Source organism: Corallococcus macrosporus DSM 14697, from assembly GCF_002305895.1.
GTDB lineage: Bacteria > Myxococcota > Myxococcia > Myxococcales > Myxococcaceae > Myxococcus > Myxococcus macrosporus.
Genome location: NZ_CP022203.1, coordinates 5,552,136 through 5,569,913 on the forward strand (window position 1 = coordinate 5,552,136; position 17,778 = coordinate 5,569,913).

General features: G+C 72.0%; 14 protein-coding genes. All 14 read left to right on the forward strand.

Features of this window, described 5'->3' with window-relative positions:
* Positions 1 to 4 precede the first annotated feature (4 nt).
* Positions 5 to 2,377 carry a phage tail sheath family protein gene (locus MYMAC_RS22255; protein WP_095959550.1) on the forward strand — a complete coding sequence of 791 codons (2,373 nt, stop codon included), beginning with the start codon at positions 5 to 7 and terminating at the stop codon, positions 2,375 to 2,377.
* An 18-nt stretch (positions 2,378 to 2,395) separates the two neighbouring features.
* A complete protein-coding gene (locus tag MYMAC_RS22260; RefSeq protein ID WP_013941083.1) occupies positions 2,396 to 2,851 on the forward strand; it encodes a phage tail protein in 456 nt (151 codons plus the stop codon).
* Positions 2,852 to 2,879: 28 nt separating this feature from the next.
* Positions 2,880 to 4,451 carry a phage tail sheath protein gene (locus MYMAC_RS22265; RefSeq protein ID WP_095959551.1) on the forward strand — a complete coding sequence of 524 codons (1,572 nt, stop codon included), beginning with the start codon at positions 2,880 to 2,882 and terminating at the stop codon, positions 4,449 to 4,451.
* Positions 4,448 to 4,927, forward strand: a complete 480-nt coding sequence (locus MYMAC_RS22270; protein ID WP_013941085.1) for a phage tail protein — start codon at positions 4,448 to 4,450, stop codon at positions 4,925 to 4,927. The genes MYMAC_RS22265 and MYMAC_RS22270 overlap by 4 nt, the downstream gene beginning before the upstream one ends.
* Positions 4,928 to 4,933: 6 nt before the next feature.
* The gene (locus MYMAC_RS22275) at positions 4,934 to 6,292 is read left to right on the forward strand and encodes a CIS tube protein (protein WP_095959552.1); all 1,359 of its coding nucleotides are present in this window, start codon (positions 4,934 to 4,936) and stop codon (positions 6,290 to 6,292) included.
* 3 nt (positions 6,293 to 6,295) lie between these two features.
* Entirely contained in the window at positions 6,296 to 6,469 is a 174-nt protein-coding gene (locus MYMAC_RS37265; protein WP_170114757.1) for a hypothetical protein, read from the forward strand.
* A 117-nt stretch (positions 6,470 to 6,586) separates the two neighbouring features.
* The gene (locus MYMAC_RS22280; protein WP_239988949.1) at positions 6,587 to 7,564 is read left to right on the forward strand and encodes a phage late control D family protein; all 978 of its coding nucleotides are present in this window, start codon (positions 6,587 to 6,589) and stop codon (positions 7,562 to 7,564) included.
* A complete protein-coding gene (locus MYMAC_RS22285) occupies positions 7,561 to 8,259 on the forward strand; it encodes a phage baseplate assembly protein V (protein WP_095959554.1) in 699 nt (232 codons plus the stop codon). The genes MYMAC_RS22280 and MYMAC_RS22285 overlap by 4 nt, the downstream gene beginning before the upstream one ends.
* Positions 8,253 to 9,797, forward strand: a complete 1,545-nt coding sequence (locus tag MYMAC_RS22290) for a hypothetical protein (RefSeq protein WP_239988950.1) — start codon at positions 8,253 to 8,255, stop codon at positions 9,795 to 9,797. Before MYMAC_RS22285 ends, MYMAC_RS22290 begins: the two co-directional genes overlap by 7 nt.
* 7 nt (positions 9,798 to 9,804) lie before the next feature.
* On the forward strand, positions 9,805 to 10,206 hold the full coding sequence (locus tag MYMAC_RS22295) for a GPW/gp25 family protein (RefSeq protein WP_013941091.1): 402 nt from the start codon (positions 9,805 to 9,807) through the stop codon (positions 10,204 to 10,206).
* Positions 10,207 to 12,549: a putative baseplate assembly protein gene (locus MYMAC_RS22300; RefSeq protein ID WP_095959556.1), complete on the forward strand. Its 2,343-nt coding sequence runs from the start codon at positions 10,207 to 10,209 to the stop codon at positions 12,547 to 12,549. It abuts the gene before it with no gap.
* Positions 12,549 to 14,969: a phage tail protein gene (locus tag MYMAC_RS22305; protein WP_095959557.1), complete on the forward strand. Its 2,421-nt coding sequence runs from the start codon at positions 12,549 to 12,551 to the stop codon at positions 14,967 to 14,969. The genes MYMAC_RS22300 and MYMAC_RS22305 overlap by 1 nt, the downstream gene beginning before the upstream one ends.
* 5 nt (positions 14,970 to 14,974) lie before the next feature.
* Entirely contained in the window at positions 14,975 to 15,895 is a 921-nt protein-coding gene (locus tag MYMAC_RS22310; protein ID WP_239988951.1) for a hypothetical protein, read from the forward strand.
* Between the two features lie 105 nt (positions 15,896 to 16,000).
* Positions 16,001 to 17,776 (forward strand): hypothetical protein, encoded by a 1,776-nt coding sequence (locus MYMAC_RS22315; RefSeq protein ID WP_239988952.1) that lies wholly within the window; start codon positions 16,001 to 16,003, stop codon positions 17,774 to 17,776.
* Positions 17,777 to 17,778: the final 2 nt, after the last annotated feature.

The following is a 17,778-nucleotide window of genomic DNA, read 5'->3' on the forward strand; positions in this document are numbered from 1 at the left end:
TCGCGTGCCTGAATACCTCGCACCCGGTGTCTACGTCGAAGAGACGAGTTTCCGAGCCAGATCCATCGAGGGCGTCAGCACCAGCACCAGTGGCTTCGCGGGCCCGGCGCGCAAGGGCCCCATCTCCGGCACGCCGTCGCTGGTGACGAGCTTCCCCGAGTTCGTCCGCCTCTTCGGTGGCCTCGCGGACCTGGACCTCACGGGCACCCCGGAGACGACCAACTACCTGGCGCACTCGGTGCGCGCCTACTTCAACGAGGGCGGCTCCCGCCTCTACGTGGCGCGCGTCTTCGCGGGGACGCCGGCCACCGCCACCGCCAGCGCGGGCGTCATCCCCAACGCCGACGCGAACCTGCGCGCCCGCTTCATCGCGCGGTTCCCGGGCCAATCCGGCAACGGGAGCATCTCCGTCCGGGAGGTGCTCGCGCCCGCCACCGTCGGCGCCATGCGGCGCGCGCCCACCGGCAGCATGGTGAAGCTGAATCAGACCGCCGCCTCGGCCGCACGCGTGGTGGGCACCCTGCCTCCGCCCTTCAACCTGCCCGATGGCACCACCCTCACGCTGACGCTCGACGGCACCACCGACGTCACTCTCACCTTCTCCGGGCGCAACGCCGAAGCGGCCGCGGCGGCGGAGCTCGACCCCACGACGACGTTCCTCGAAGCCAACAGCACGCTCACCGTCTCCATCGGTGGACAGCAGCAGACCCTCACCCTGCCCACCGATGCGCCCCTGACGCCCGCGGAGGTCGTGGACGCCCTCAACCGGCAGCTCCGCGGCGGCTACGCGCGGCTGAGCGGCGCCGATGACGCCGCGCCCGTCGGCCGCCTCATCCTGGGCACGGATGCCCGCGGCACCCAGGCCCTCATCCAGGTCTCCGCCAACCCGCAGCTCAAGCTCGACGCGCAGACGGTGGACAACGCGGCGGACCCGCAGAGCAGCGTGGGCGACCTGGGCGCGGTGACCCTCGCGGACATCCAGGCGCTCCTGGGCGCCAACGCCACGGCCTCCGTCGATGACGACAAGCTCGTCATCAGCCACCCGCTGCCCGGCGCCAGCCATTCGCTGGAGGTCGCGTCGGTCAGCTCCAGCGCGCTCGGCCTGGACGCCGCCACCACGGAGCCCGGCGCGGACGGCACGGCGGGCGTGACCTGGTGGGTGAAGCAGGCGGACGCCACCTGGTCCAACGGCAGTGACACGTTGCCGCTGCCGAGCGACGACGCGTCCCAGTTCCAGCAGCTCCCGGGAGACAGCAGCTTCGTCACGTTGACCGTCATCACCCTGGACGGCGACGGCCAGGAGCGGCTGTACGAAGGGCTGGGCGTGGACCGCGCCCACCCGCGCTACCTGGGCAATGTGCTCACCCCTTCGCCGGCCACGCTCTCCGAGCAGATGGAGCGGCTGTACGCGTTCGAGGCGGGCAGCGGCGTGTCCACCTTCGCCCTCCGCGCGGCCCTGGCCACGGGGCCCTTCGCGCTCACCGGCGGCTTGGACGGGAGCGAGCCCGGAGCGGCCGCGTACGAAGCCGCGTTCGACAGGCTGGGCGGCGTGGAGGACATCTCCATCATCGCCGCGCCGGGGTCCTCGGCGTACAGCTCGGCGCAGGCCGTGAGGCTGGGCCTCATCAGCGCCGCGGAGCGACGCCGCGCCTACCGCATCGCGGTGCTCGACACCCCGCGCGGGATGGGGCCGCAGGACGCGCTGGCGGTTCGCGCGCAGATGGACTCCACCAAGGCGGCGCTCTACTACCCATGGGTGGTCGTGGCCAACCCGCTCGCCGGGCCCGAGTCGGCGGAGGTCCCACGCGAAATCGCGCTGCCGCCGTCCGCCTTCCTGTGCGGCATCTACGCCCGGAGCGACATCGAACGGGGCGTCTTCAAGGCGCCCGCGAACGAGGTGGTCCGCGGCGCGCTGCGCTTCGAACAGGACATTCCCTTCGCGCAGCAGGAGACGCTCAACCCGCGGGGCATCAATTGCCTGCGCTTCTTCCCGGGCCGCGGCTACCGCGTGTGGGGCGCCCGCACCCTCAGCTCCGACCCGGAATGGAAGTACGTGAACGTGCGGCGCTACTTCAACTTCCTGGAGCGCTCCGTGGACGAGGGCACGCAGTGGGCCGTGTTCGAGCCCAATGGCGAGCGCCTGTGGGCCAACATCCGAGAGACGATTGGCAGCTTCCTGGAGAATCAGTGGCGCACCGGCGCGCTGCTGGGCGCGGACCCGCGGCAGGCGTTCTTCGTCCGGTGTGACCGGACCACCATGGACCAGAACGACCTCGACAACGGCCGGCTCGTCTGCCTCATCGGCGTGGCGGTGGTGAAGCCCGCTGAGTTCGTCATCTTCCGCATCGGCCAGAAGACGGCGGATGCCCGGACCTAACGTAAAGGACTCGCCGCCATGCCCACCCGCCCCACGCCCTACGGCGCTTTCAATTTCGAGATCAGCTTCGACGGCACGTCCTTCGGTGGCTTCTCCGACGTGTCCGGCCTGAGCACCGAGGTCACCGTCGCCGAGTACCGCGAAGGCACGGACCCGGAGAACCACGTGCGCAAGGTGCCCGGCGCCTTCAAGACGGGCGACGTCACCCTCAAGCGCGGCATCGTCGATTCGAGGGCCATCTGGACGTGGGTGGAGGACGTACGCCGCAACGGTCCGCTGGGCCGCAAGGCCGCCGTCACCATCCGCCTGCTCGACGAGGCGCGCAACCCCGTGCAGTCCTGGAAGCTGGTGAACGTCACGCCCCTGAAGTTCACCGGCCCCACGCTGGCCGCCAAGGGTGGCGGAGACGTGGCCATGGAAGAGCTCGTCCTGGCCGCGGAGACGGTGCGGATGGGCTTCCCGGACGTGGACTGAGCGGAGCAACAGGGGGAGCTCCCAGGCCATGCGGCGACTGACCTTCGAAGTCACAGAACGCGTGGCGCCCACCGCGCCCGAGCGGATGGACGTGGCCCTCTTCGTGGGCTTCGTCCGCCGCCGGGCCGGCGCGTCCGTGCCCGCCGCGCTGTCCCGCTACCTGTTCGAGCAGGGGTGGATGACCGCCCCCACGCCGCGCGTGGACCCCGCCGACGCGCAGGACGCGCTCACCGACGTCCCCCTGCCCCTCGAGAGCTTCGCCGCCTTCGAGCGCCTCTTCGACTGGAGAGCCCGCACCGGAACCGCCCCCGACGAGGCCACCGCCCTGGGCGCGGCGGTGCAGGCCTTCTTCGTCCAGGGCGGGCGCAAGTGCTACGTGGTGCGCATGGCGGACCCGCTCGCTCCGGGCGCGGAGCGCGCCACGCGGCTCGGGCGGCTGAACCTGCTGCTGCCGGGAAGCAGGCTGCCCGCGCCCCCCGGCATGGAGCATGCCGCCTCCGCCGAGGACCGCACGACGTGGCATGGCACGGCCCACCTGTTGGGCCTGCAGGACGTGTCCTTCCTCTGCCTCCCAGACCTGCCGGAGCTGGTGGCGGATGCGCCCGAGCCACTTCCCCTCCCCCGCCTGCCACCCGCGGGCGCTCCGGGCTTCGTCGAATGCGCCATGCCCGGTGCCGCCACCGGGCCTGCGTGGAAGACGCCGGAGCGCGCGGCGCCGCGCTGCGGACTCAGCGCCTACCAGGACTGGGCGGCCTTCCTCGCCGTGCTGGCCGAGTTCCTTCGCGACAGGCGCCTGCGGGAGACACACCTGGTCGCGGCGCTGCCGCTTCCCTCGCCGAGCCTGGTCTTCGATGCGCCGGCGGGCATGCGCGCGGCGACGCAGGACCTGGGCGGGTTCCTCCATGCCAGCGGAGTGCTCGCCCCCTTCCAGAGCGCGTTCATCCAGCTCGCCTTCCCGTGGCTGCGGACCGCCTCCTCGGAGGGACTTCCGGAGCGGCTGGCGGCTCCCGACGGGGCGCTGGCGGGGGTGCTGGCGCGCAACGCACTGCTTCGCGGCACCTTCCGCAGCGCATTGGGGCTGGGGCTCGCGGAGGTACGCGACGTCTTCCCCATCCCAACCCGCCTGGACCAGGAACCGCGCGAGCCGGGTTCGCCGCTGCGCGCGCTGGGCGAGCGCGTCTCGCTTCTGGGGCCAACGCCTCGTGGCATGCAGGTGCTGTCCGACGTGACGTCCAGCCAGACGGGCAGCCACCGGCAAGCGCCGGTGAGCCGGCTCATCTCCTCGGTGCTGCGAGCGGCGAGGCGGCTCGGCGCGGACCTGACGTTCTCGCCTTCCCACGAGGACACCTGGCTGGCGCTGCGCCACCGGATGGAGTCCGTGCTCGGCCGGTACTTCGCGGAGGGAGCCCTGCGAGGCGCGACGCCACGCGAGGCGTTCTCCGTGCGGTGTGACCGGACGACCATGACGCAGGATGACCTCGACAACGGGCGGCTCATCGCGCTGGTGGAGCTGGCCCCCGCGGCGGCCATCGAGCGGGTGCAGGTCCTCCTGTCCGCGCTGGAGGGCGGCGTGTCGCTCCAGCAGGAGGAAGCCGCATGAGCGGAGACCTGTGGCCGCTGCACACCTTCCGCTTCGAGCTCAGCTTCCAGCCCGAGCCGCTGTCGGGCAGCAGCCCGGACGAGGCTCCCGTGGACGGTGCCTTTTCCGAATGCACGGGCCTGGAGGCCACCATGGAGCCCAAGGCCATTCGCGTGGGCGGCCACAACTCGGGAGCCGTGCAACGCGCCGGCCCGGTGAGCTTCGGCACCGTGGTGCTCAAGCGAGGCCTCTCCTCGGGCGGCCGGCTGGCTCGCTGGTTCACGCGGGTGTCGGGCGGTGACTATGGCTACCGGTGCACGGTGCGAATCCGACTCAAGGCCCCGTCGGAGGATGGAGGCACCCAGACGGTGCTCACCTACAAGCTGGAGCGCGCCATGCCGGTGAAGTTCAAGGCGGCCGACTTCAACGCCCGGGCCACGGACGTCGGCATCGAAGAGCTGCACCTCGTGCACGAAGGACTCTCCCTCGAGGACTAGCGCGCCATGCCAGACACGACCTCCGAGAGCGCGAGCTTCATCAACGAGAGCACCGGCGACGAGGTGCGGGTGCACTTCAACCCGAACTCGCTCCAGTACACCGTCAACAACAAGCTCCAGAACGTCCAGGGCCAGGAGAACCAGCAGTTCGTCTCGGAGAGCAGCGCGAAGCTCACGATGGAGCTCGTCTTCGACACCACCGGCACGGGCGCCAACGTCTGCGACCACACGATACAGATTGCGCAGTTGATGGGCGCCAAGAGCCAGATTCCTCCGGACGTCACCTTCCGGTGGGGCGCCTTCGAGTTCACCGGATTGGTGGACACCTATCGGGAGACCATCGACTTCTTCGCCGCCGACGGCATCCCGCTGCGCTCGACCGTCTCGGTGGGCATGACGCGACAGCAACGCGTCTTCTCCAGGGGCGCCGAAGGCGAGAGCTCGCGGCAGATGGCCGCCGCGCGCAACCAGCCCATCTCTCGCGCCGTCGCGGAGCAGAACAGTGAAGACAATCCGCGCTTCCCCAACCAGGACGTGATGACCGTCGACCCTTCCGTCCCGCTGGCTCCGCCCACCGCGTTCGCCACGGGTGGAGTCGAAGGGGCCCTGGGCGCGGGGGTGGGGTTTGGGGTTGGCGGTGGAATCGGGGTGGGTGGTGGGCTCAGCGCAGGGGCCGGGTTCGGCGTCAGCGGTGGGTTGAGCGCAGGCGCTGGGTTCGGCGTCAGCGGTGGGTTGAGCGCGGGGGCCGGGTTCGGCGGTGGCGGTGGATTCGGCGCGAGCGGCGTGTTCGCCGCCGGCGGTGGCTTCTCGGCCGGTGGTGGCATCGGCGCGAGCGGCGTGTTCGCCACCGGCGGTGGCTTCTCGGCCGGTGGTGGCTTTTCAGCGGGTGGAGGATTCCAGGCCGGCGGAGCGTTCGCGGCCGGCGCGGGCGTCTCAGCCGGTTCCTCATTCGGCGGCAGCGCCTCGTTCAACGCGGGGGCGATGGCGGGAGGCTCCGCTTCCTTCGGGTTCAACACCTCTGCATCGAACCCCATCTTCTCCGCGGGAGCCTCCTTCACCGCTGGAGCCAGCTTCCCCACGACCACGGGGGCATCCGCCTCCGGATGGCGCGCGAATGCCTGGTCCGGCGCCCAGTCCTCCGCGGGCCTCTCCGCCACGGCAGGTGCGTTCGCGGGGCTGCGTGCCGGTCCTCCCCGAACCTCCGTTCGCATGGAGACGGTGCGCACCACCGGCCACGTGGACACCTACACCTACGAGACCACCGGAGACGGCCGCTTCGAGCTCGGAGGTCGCGCCCAGGTGACCAAACCCCGCTTCGGCGCCACCCCCTCCCCCCGGGGCCGCCTCCGCTTCGAGGGAGATTGAGCCATGCCCATCGTCTTCGACCAGGTCCACGGCTCCGTCATCGGCGGCCCCCAGCCAGACGCGGGCCAGCGCCCGGCCGGCGAGCCCGCACCCGTGCCTCCTCCAGCGGACCCCACCTCAATCGCCCGCGCCCTCCGGCTCATCACGCAACGCAAGGTCCGGCTCATCGCTGACTGAGTCCACTCCCCGCTCCCCATGCCCGACGCCACGTCACACACAGAGCATCACCGCCCCACGGTGCGCATCTTCGGCAGGGCCGACGCCCGGGTCACCGGTCTGGTCAGCAGCATGCGGATGGATGAGACCGAAGGCGGCCTGTGCTCGCTCGAGCTGCGGTTCGAGGCACTGGCGCGCTACGCCGACACCGCGGCCGAGCTGGTCTTCGAGGACGAGCAGTTGCTCCGGCTGGGCGCCCCCATCGGGGTCTACACCGGCCCGGAGAGCGCCCCTCAGGAGATTTTCAGCGGCGTCATCACCGGAATCGAAGCCGTGTTCGCGCATGACTCGGCTCCAGAGTTCATCGTGCTCGCCGAGGACTCGCTCCAGAAAGCAAGGCTCGCGCGGCGCACGCTCGTCCACGGCACGCTCACGCTGGCCGAGCTGGCGGAGAAGCTCGCCCGGGACCTGGGCCTGACGCCCGTCATCACGGGCCTCCGAGAGCCCCTGGGCCTCCAGGTCCAGTGGAACGAAAGCGACCTGGCCTTCATCCGGCGCCTGCTGGCCTCACGAGACGCGGACCTCCAGGTGACAGGTGACGAGCTCCACGTCTCGCCGCGGAGCGAGGTGCGCCGGGGCACCCTGGAGCTGAACCTCTACGCCGAGCTGCGCCGGGTGCGCGTCACGGCGGACCTGGCGCACCAGGCCACCGAGGTCACCTGCACCGGGTGGAACGCCCTCCAGGGAGCCGCGGTCTCTGGCCGGAGCGCCAGCGCGCGTCCCGGCCCGGGCGCGGGACGTACCGGCGCGGAGCTGCTCAAGCAGGCGCTGGGCCCTCGGGCGGAGCACCTTGGCGCGTTGCCGGTCTCCACCAACGACGAGGCCACCGCCATGGCCAGGGCCGCCTTCGACGCGCGCGCCCGGCGCTTCGTCTGCATCGACGCCACCGCGGAGGGCACCCCCGCGCTGCGCGTGGGGACCCACGTGCGGCTCAGCGGCCTGAGCCCTCGCTTCGACAACACCTACTACGTGGTCCGCGCCAGCCACCGCTACGACACCCTCCACGGCTACGAGACGGACTTCGAGGCCGAGTGCGCCTTCCTGGGAGAGCCATGACCGACACCGCACACGCTCGGGAGCGCGGCCTGCTGGGGGCCATGCTCGGCACCTATCTGGCGAAGGTCGTCTCCGTGGAGGACCCCGAGCACCTGGCGCGCGTTCAGGTCCGCCTGCTCACCGCGCCCGAGGGCCTGGCCGACGCGGACGTGGCCTTGTGGGCGCGGGTCGCCGTGCCGTTCTCCGGCGGCGGGCGGGGCGCGCTCTTCCTCCCGGACAAGGATGACGAGGTGGCCGTGGTCTTCGCTGGCGGAGACCCGCGCCAGCCGCTCGTGGTGGGGGGCCTGTGGAACGGGAGCGCCCGTCCGCCGGAGACGCCGGGGGGAGAGCGCGTGGACCGCTATGTCATCAAGGCCCGGAACGGCAGCCGCATCGCCATCGTGGAAGCGAGCGAGGGCACCGCGCAAATCTCCCTGGAGGTCCCCGGCGGCGTGAGCGCCACGCTGAACCAGGCCAGAGAGGGCGAGCTCACGCTGGAAGCAGCGGGCAACACCGTCACGCTCAACCCGCAAGGCGTCACCGTCCGTGCCGCGACCAAGGTGACCGTCACCGCCAGCGAGGTGGAGGTGAGCGCCGGTCAGGTCACGGTCAACTCGGCGATGTCGTCCTTCACGGGCGTCGTGAAGTGCGACGTGCTGCAGACCAACTCGGTGATGGGCGTGACGTACACGCCAGGGGCGGGCAACGTATGGTGAGCCACCCCGTCAAGCTGCGCGGACTCGTCTTCGACGGTGCCACCGGAGCCCCGCTGGCGGCCCAGCGCGGCGCCCCCGCGTTCATCGAGCGGCAGGACCAGGAGTTCGTGCAAGCCCTCTTCGGCGAGCTCAGGTCCGAGGAGGGCCGCAAGGCGCTGGCAGGCACCGTCATCTCCAATGGGGCGCTCCACTCCGAGGCCCTCAAGCTGCTCCAGCCCGTCCACGGGGTGTTCAACGTGGCCCTGCTGGAAGCCTGCTGCGACGTCTTCGGCGAGCCGCGGGTCGAGGCGACCCGAATTGAAAGCGCGGGGCTCGTCATCCGCCGAGTGGGCGCGGGCAACACGCGCGAGGCCTGGGTGCGGCGGGACGGCAAGGTCGCTGGCTGGGTCACGCTGGAGGGAGAGGAGCAGGAGCGCGACCCCGACCCGAGCCGGCGCGAAGGGCCCGCGGGCCCCGGCCCGGCGGACGTCCGACGCGAGCTGCTGCGCCTCATGCGCGCCACCAGCCGGGACCGGGAGACCGTGACGTCGCTCTTCATCGCGCCGCCCGACGCGTGCGCCGCGGCGAAGCGCACCGTGCTGTACGGACTGCTCCAGGTGGCGAGCGGCGAAGCACCGGAGGGCGCCTCCACCACGGCGCCCGCCTTCGACGACGAGCAGGTGCGGAGCCTGCTGTCCCCCTACTTCGCCACGGGGAAGACGGTGGACTGGACAGGGCTCGAAGGGCTGTCGGTCACCTACCAGGACGTCGCCCAGCGCAGGCTGCCGCAAGCGACGCACGACAAGCTCTCCCTCTTCATCGACTTCCTGCGCGGACTGGTCGCGGTGTTCAACGCGTTCCAGGCCCCCGCGCTCATGGCGGCGATGAACCGGGTGCAGCTCGATTATGGCAACGGCCAGAAGCGGGCCGCGGGCACTGCGCTCTCCGCGCTGGCGGACGTGCTCGTCCAGGGGAAGGCGGGCACGGCGGTGTTGCCTCGTTCATGGACCCAGCCCAACGGCTCGGACGCGGCCCAGGTCCTCCAGGCGGCCAAAGCCGCCACCGCGCCGCGGATGAAGGACCTCATCCCGCCCGAGCGTCGCTTCGAGCGGCGCGGCGCGCGCTACGTGGCCCGGGCCTTCGTCCGGGTCCACCGCGAGGACGGCTGTCCCCCCGCCATCGTCTGGAGCGAGGAGAGCGCCCCCTTCACCATCGCCGCCTGGCACGAGCGCGGGAAGCTGCCGCCCGTCCTCATCCCGCTTCCGTCACTCAAGGACCTGAGCGCCTTCAAGCCCAACGTCACCTTCCAGGTGCCACCCGGGCTGAACGAATTGCTGAACAAGAACTCGCCGAAGGACTTCCTCGAAGGCTCGGCCAGCACCCCCGCGGGTCAGGGCATCGGGTGGCTGTGTGGGTTCAACATTCCCATCATCACCCTCTGCGCCTTCATCGTCCTCAACCTGTTCCTGTCGCTGCTGAACATCGTCTTCTTCTGGATTGCCCTCATCAAGATCTGCATCCCCATTCCCGCCTCGCTGCGCGAGCGGTTCGAGGACTGAGCGCGCCATGAGCCCGAAGCTCCCAGACAGGCGCCCTCCCGTGGGCTTCCCGCTGCGGCTCGTACCGGACGAGCGCGGTGAGCTGGCGTTTCCTTCGCTGGAGGCCAGTGTGCGTCAGTCCATCGAGGTCATCCTCCGCACGCGCCCCGGTGAGCAGCTCATGCGGCAGGGCTTCGGCGCCGGGCTGGAGCGGATGATGGGGCAGCCCAACACCGTGTCCACCCGCCGGCGCATCCAGGAGCTGGTGCAGCGCGCGCTCACCGAGTGGGAGCCGCGCCTGGAGCTCATCCGCGTGGACGTGCTGGAGCTGGCGGACCTGCCCACCCAGGTCCGCGTGGAAATCGTCTACCGCCTGCGCCGCACGGGTGACGTGCAGCAGCTCGGGCTCGCCATGGACCTCGGAGGCTAGATGCCCATCATTCCTCCCCGACTCGACGACAGGAGCTTCCCGGACCTCGTCGAGGAGCTGCTCTCCCGAATCCCGGGCCACACCCCGGAGTGGACCCATGCTCGCGTGGGCGACCCGGGGCGCACCCTGCTGGAGCTCTTCGCCTGGCTGGCGGACTCCATCCTCTACCGCGCCAACCTCATCCCCGAGCGCCAGCGCCTGGCCTTCCTTCGGCTGCTGGGCGCGAGCCTCCGTCCCGCCGAGGCCGCCACCGGCGTGGTGAGCGTGCACTTCGACACCGACGTGCTCCAGCCCTCCGTGGCGCTGCGGGCCTTCGCCTCGGTGCGCAAGCCCGTGCCCTTCGAGACGCTGGATGAGCTGACCGTGGTGCACCTCACCGCGGAGGCGTACCGCAAGCGCCCGCTCACGGAGGCGGAGCGCCAGCAGCACGCGTCGATGCTGCCCCGGCTCGCCCAGGTCTATGGCCTGGACCCCAAGGCCCAACACGGCTTCTACGCGACGACGCCCGTGTTCCCGCTCGGCGCCGCCGACCCGCGCGGGCTGGACCTGGTGACGGAGACGGTGGACGGCAGCCTGTGGCTCGCGCTGCTCGCGCCCAAGGCGGAACATGTCACGGCCCTGCGTGAAGACCTGACGAAGGGGAACGGCCAGGGGCCCCGCGTCCTCAGCGTGGGCGTCTCCCCCGTCATGGAGGTGCCCGCCCTGTCCGAGCTGCTCGGGGCGCGCGGCCGGCTCCCGCATGTCTGGGAGGTGACGGGCACGCCCGCCGTGGACGCGTCGCCGGTGTACCACCGGCTCACCGTCGTGGCGGACTCGACGCAGGAGCTGTCGCGCCGGGGCGTCGTGCGGCTGCTGTTGCCGTCCGACCTTGGCGCGCCGGTCAACGACGTGAGGGCGGACGCGCGCGCTGGCCTGGGCGACCGGCCCCCCCGCCTGGACGACCCGAGGGTGGCGGCGCGGCTGGTGACCTGGCTGCGCCTGCGTCCCAGCGGGAGGCCGGAGCGCTTCGCCCTGGGCTGGGTGGACATCAACGCCGTCGAAGTGGACCAGCGCGAGACGACCGGCGGACGCCTGATTGGCCAGAGCGACGGCAACGCGGAGCAGGAGTTCCGCCTGCCCTCAGGCTCCGTGGAGCGTGGGACATTCCAGCTCTTCATCGAAGAGCCAGGGGCGGGCTACCGCGAGTGGCGGCTCATCGAAGACCTCGCGCTGGCTCGGCGCGACGAGCCCGTCTACGCGCTCGACTCCGAGGCCGGCACCGTCCGCTGTGGAGACGGCGTGCGCGGACGCGTGCCTCCCATGGGTGCCCAGGTGCTGGTGGCCCGGATGCGCAGCGGCGGGGGCGCCGCGGGGAACCTCCCGCCAGGCAGCCTGAAGGACCTCAGCGCCTACCGGGTCGATGGAAGCCCGGCACCCGGGCTGAAGGTGCAACAGCCGGAGCCCACGTTGGGCGGCCGGGACGCGGAGACGCTGGCGGAGGCCGAGCGCCGCATCCCCGCGCTGCTGCGCCACGTGGACCGGGCCGTGACGGAGGAGGACTACCGGCGGCTCGCGGCGAGCACCCCCGGCGTGCAGTTGGGCCGGGTGGAAGTGCTGCCCCGCTTCGAGCCCAGGCGGCGGCGAGACGGCGTGCCCGGCGTCGTGTCCGTCATGGTGCTGCCCACGGCCACGCGGCTGGAGGCGCCCTACCCGCGCGCGGACCGGCCCCTGCTGGAAGCCGTTCACGCGTACCTGGATGCCCGCCGGCCGCTCACCACCGAGCTCTACGTGATTGGCTGCGAGTACGTCCCCCTGGGGCTCGGCGTGGGCATCACCGTGCGCGAGGGCTTTGGCAGGGAGACGGTGGTGCAGGCGGTGCGGCAGGCCGTGCGCCGCTTCCTCTTCCCGCTTCCGGCGGGAGGCCCCACGGGCGAGGGCTGGCCGCTCGGCCGCGACGTCCAGGACCGGGAGCTGTATGTGGCGGTGGCGCAAGTCCCCGGCGTGGCCAGCATCGCCGGCGTGAGCCTCTTCGCCTGGGGAACGGTGACGCGCGTGCTGCGCGACCCGCGTCGCGCCGGAGCCACGGCCGACGTGGCGCGCTTCACGGTGGAGCCGCCCGCGCCGTCCGTCCGTCAGGCGGAGGGTCCCGTCAACCCGAGCTGGCTCCAGCTCAAGGGCAGCACCGCGACGACGCCGGTGGAGCTGTCCATCGCGGACTGGCAGCTCCCGGAGCTGCTCAAGGTGGCGGTGAACGCCGACGGCGAGGTGCCGGCGGTGCTTCACGGCATCGGCGATGAGGGCGGCGGCGGCATGGACTCCTCGCAAGCGGGCGTGGCGGTGCCCATGGTCCCCGAGGTCTGCTGATGGACGCCAACCGCCTCCGGTTCTACATGCTGGCGGACGCGCCGGACTGGCTCACGGAGAGCTCGGTCTCCGCGAGCGAGGTGTGTCTCTACGACGCGAAGCGAAGGACGCTCCGGCTGGGGAGCCTGGGCGAAACCCGCACCTTCGATGAAGCGCTCGACCTCGCGATGCTCGAGCCAAGGCTCGCCCGCGTACCAAGCGCGGTGGACGCCTTCGGCACCTGGGCCTGGTGGGATGAGGTCGCCGGGCAGGTGCGCACGGCGGGCGGAGGCGCGGGCACCACGCCGCGCTTCGAACCCGCGCAGGTCGGCTTGTCCGGCGCGGTGACGGACCTGTCGCCCGGAGCCGGAGGGGTCCTCTACCTCGCGGTGGACCAGCGCGTGGTGGCGCTCCACCTGCGCAAGGTGTGGTCCGCCGTGGTGTTCCCGGCCGGGGGTATCGCCGCGCACCGCATCGCCGCGGATCCACGGGGTGGCGCCTACGTGCTGAGCGGCCCGCCCTCCTTCGCGCCCGCCGCGCCCCCCGCAGTGCTCGGCCGCGTGGACGGGCAGCCGCTTCCGGAGGTCCTGTCCAGTCCCTCCGGCGCCGGGCTGTTCCGCCCCATGGAGGAGAACCCGGACCCGCCGCGGACCCGGGTGCTGGAGACGCTCGCCTGGCCGGGCGAAGTGCCGGTGGCGCTCGCTTGCGACACCGAGGGACGGCTGGCGGTGCTGAGCTGGGTCATGGACCCGGCCCTCGCGGGCGTGCCCGCGGACGCGGCCCATGCGCGGCTGCGCTTCTTCACGAGCCGCTTCTCCGCGCCAGTCGCGCTTCCGGGCGTGCTGCGGCCCTTCAGCCTCGCGTTCCTTCCGGATGGCCGCGCCGTGGTGCTGTCGCTGCTCGAAGACGGCAAGGTGGAGGCGGTGGCCTACGCGCTCCCGGCCGATGCGTCCGAGGCGATTCCCCAGGGAGACTACTTCCCGCTTCCCGGCCATGACGGAGGACCCTTCCTTCAGGGCGCGCGGCCTCCGCACCACGCCGTCAGCCCGGGGCTGGCGGACCAGGCGCCCGTGCCGCTTCAAGCCCTGTCCCTGCCCCGGTGCGCCGAACGGGGCCGCGCCTCCAACCCGCCGAACCGCCCCTTCGATTCGGGCGACGGGCGCACGGTGTGGCACCGCCTGTACGTGGAGGCCTTGCTGCCCCCGCGCACCGGCGTGCGCGTCTGGCTCGCCGCCACCGACGAGCCCCTGGCTCCGCCTGGTGACTCGCCGCACTGGCACGAGCACCGCCTGGGCCTCATCCCGGAAGCCCCGGTCCATCCGGACGTCCCGCACGGGAGCTGGGTGCCGCTGCCGTCGGAGGTGCCCTTCCAACCGGGGATGCTGCCCGCGCCGCCCGCGCCGGGCGAGAGTGGCCTGTTCACGGTCCTCATCCAGCGCGCCCACTCGCAGGTGCGAGCGCTCTCCGGACGGTACCTCTGGGTGCGCGTGGAGCTGTTCGGTGACGGCCGCCGGACGCCCGAGGTGGGAGCGCTGCGCGCGTATGCATCGCGCTTCTCCTACGTGGACAACTACCTGCCGTCCCTCTACCGCGAGGAGCGCTTCGGCGACGACGCGGACGCCCCCGGCCGGGCGACGCCCGCGGACTTCCTGGAGCGGTTCCTCGGCATCGTCGAGGGCGTGCTGACGCCCATCGAGGACCGCATCGCCCATGCGCACGTCCTCACCGACCCGGGGCACGTGCCGGGTGATTCGCTGGAGTGGCTCGCGAGCTGGGTCGGCCTGTCCTTCGACCCCGTCGTAGGTGAAAGCCAGCGGCGCGCGATGCTCCGGGCCGCGCCCGCGCTCGCCCGGCGGCGCGGCTGCGTCGAGGGCCTGCGGCTGGCGCTGGACCTGGTCACGGACGGCGCGGTGAACCGGGGCGCGGTGGTGGTGGTGGAGGACTTCCGGCTCCGGCGCACGCTGGCCACCATCCTCGGCGCGGACCTCGCGGACGAGGAGGACCCCTTGCTGCAGGGCCTGTCCCGCGGCGGGAACGCCTACGTGGGCGACACCCTCTTCCTCGGGGACGAGACGCGCGCGGAGTTCCTGGCCGTCTTCGGGGACGAGACGCTGCGGACCCGGGCGGAAGCGGAGGCGGTGGAGCAGTTCCTGGAGCGCCTGGCACACCGGCTCACGGTGCTGGTGCACCAGGGCACGGACACGCGGACCCTGGGCCTCATCCGGAAGGTGGCGGAGCAGGAGGCCCCCGCGCACGTGCAGGTCTCCGTCATCACCGCGAGCCGCCCGCTGCTCGTCGGAGTCGCTTCGCTGGTGGGCGTGGACACCTACGTCGGGCCCGCCCCTGCCGCCACCTCGGTGCGCGTGGGCCACAGCGTGCTGGGGCTCGCGGACGTCATCGAGCGTCCGGCGAGCCTGGACCCCAGATTGGAAGGAGGTTGATGACCATGTCGCCCCCGAATGACGCCTTGCTCGACGCGGAGACGCGAGACCGGCTCCACTACGACACCGGCGTGCTCCTGGACGCGGGAGACTTCTCCGCCGAGCAGACCTATCACCGAGGCCGGCTCACCCGGGCCCTGGCGTACCTCCATGGCTTCGGAACGGTGGCCGGGCTGGAGGTGAGTCACCACGAGGGCACCGAGCCGGAGCAGGAGGAGCTCCGGGTGTCCGCCGGGCTCGCGCTGGACCCCTTCGGCCGGTTGGTGGAGGTGCCCACGGACGCGTGCCTCAAGCTGGACCGCTGGTACTGGCAGGAGCCGCTGGCGTTCGCCGACTTCGGCGTCTTCACCCCCGCCGAGTACCGGCTGAGCCCCGGTGCCGCGGGGTTCCCGCCCTCGGGCGTGGTGGCGGACCTGTTCCTGCGTTTCCAACAGTGTGAGCGCGGCAAGACGCCCGCCTTCGCGTCGGGGCCCTTCGACGCCACGGACGCCGTGGTCGCCTCGCGCCTCCGCGACGGCTACGAGCTGCGGCTGGTGCCGCGCTCCACGGCGTATCCGCCCCCGGAGGCCCCCCAGAGCCCCTTCCCGGACCCGGTGGACGAGCCAGACCCGGTGCAGCGGCGCATCAAGCTCCGTCAGGCCATCTTCAACGCCTGGCGAGGCAGCCGCGCCCAGGAGCTGGCGAGCCTGTGGAGCGACACCTTCATCCCGGCCTCACTGCTGACGGACCCGACCCAGCCCGACCTGAAGATGAGGGACCCGGCGTGGGTCTTCCTCGCGCGCGTCGTCATCGGCGCGACGGACGTGGAGGACGTGCGCGGCACGGAGGTGCGGCCCACGCGGCAGGGGAATGTCTACGTCGACAACGACCTGAGGCCCTTCAGCCTCTCGACCGCCGCGCTCGCCCGGTGGATGGGCGTCTTCTAGGCCCGACTCTCTCGAAGGGGGATTACCGTGTTCAACCCAACCAGTGGACCCGCCCGGGAGAAGCTCACCTGGGAGACGGCACAAGCGCTGGAGACCGCCCGGGCAATGGTGCACGACGACCGGCGCGTGCGCTCCTTCTTCTTCGACGGGCGCTTCCTCACCGCGAAGGACCTCACGCGCGAGCAGAACTACTTCCTCACGCGGCAGGCCGACCTCTCCCGCGCCAATGGCACCGGGGTGATGCATGGGCTGACCGTCACGCCCAGCCCGGACCGCGCGACGCTCACCGTCCGCCTGGGCCATGGGCTCACCCCCGGCGGCGAGCTGGTGGTCGTCCCCCGTGACTTGACGGACATCCGCCTGGACGACATCCCGGAGATTCAGCGGCTGGACGCGGCCTTCGGGCTGGCCCCCGTGCCGCGCGAGCTGGCGCGGAGCCGCTCGGGGCTGTACGTGCTGGTGCTGCGCCCCGTGGAGTACACGGCCAACCCGATTGCGTCGTACCCCACCTCCCTGGGCGCCGCGCGGACCACGCAGGACGGCGACATCATCGAGGCGGTGGCGCTGACGCTCATCCCCTACCCGGACCCGGTGGGCGGCGGCACCTTCGAGACGCGCCGCGGCCGCGCGGCCCATGAAATCTTCGCCGGGGCGGGGATGCGCAACCTCCCCGTGGACGCGCTGCCGCTGGCGATGCTGGCCCTGGACCGAGGCACCCTCCGCTGGCTGGACACCTTCCTGGTGCGGCGTGAGGTGGGCGCGGAGCAGCGCAGCGTGGTGGGCTTCGGCGTGGCCTCGCGCGAGCTGCGTGAGGCCCACGCGCTTCAGTATCAGCAGCACCTGAAGGAGGTGCTCCAGGCGCGGCGCGCGGCGGGCCAGAGCGAGCGCTTCCTCGCGAGCGAGCACTTCTTCACGCTGCCCGCCGCGGGGACCCTGCCCGCGGCGGCCATCGAGGCGGGCAGCCTCACGGAGTTCTACTTCCCGCCCGAAGTGGACGTCGAGCTGACGGTGGTGGCCGAGGACGAGCTCGGCGCCATCCTCGACGAGTCGCTGCAACTGCCCCCCATCGACCTCACGCGGACGGGCGAGGCGCTGGAGTCGCTGTCCATCCTGGTGATGGTGCCCGTGGCGCGGCATGGCATGGCGCAGCGGCTGGAGGGGCTGCGCGAGGTGCTGCGCTCGGCGCCGCTCAAGCTCCGCGCGGCGGCCGTGGGACAGGTGGCGCGGCGGCTGCCCGCGCATGCCCTGCTGGACCTCACGCGCCGCTGGCAGGTCCAGCCCGCGACCGAGCCGCCTGTCACGGATTTGGTGGACGCGGCGTGGAGCGAGCTGCTCTCCGGGTCGCGGACCCTCTGGTACGCCTGCCGGCGCAGCCTGCCGCACCACCACTCCGCGGCGGGCCAGCCGTTGCCCGAGCCGGAGGACCACGACGGCGAGCAGCACTTCGAGGAGCTCGTGAAGAAGCTCCGGCAGGCGGAGCTCTATGACGAGTTCTCCGCCCTGCCCCAGCGCGCCACCGCCATGGCCATTGGCCAGCTCGTCCCACGGCTCAGCACGCTCGCTCACGGCACCACGCGGTGGCAGTTCGCGGGGCTGGCCTCCCTCACGCTGCGGCTGGAGCGCCTCCAGCACAAGGAGTACATGGCCGCGCTCAACCGCTTCCCGGCCGACGTGCAGCAGGGCCTGGCGAGGCTCGAGGCGGAGCCCAGCCTCATGGACGTCCCCCTGGCCACGCTGGCCGCGTCCTACCGGATGCCGGACATCGGGGCCTACGTGATGACGCTCACCGCCGCGGCCTACGCCACGTTCGTGACGGAGCTGAAGAAGCTGCTGGATGAAGGCGTGTCGCTCGACGAGGCGTTCCTGACGCTGCGGAGCTGAGA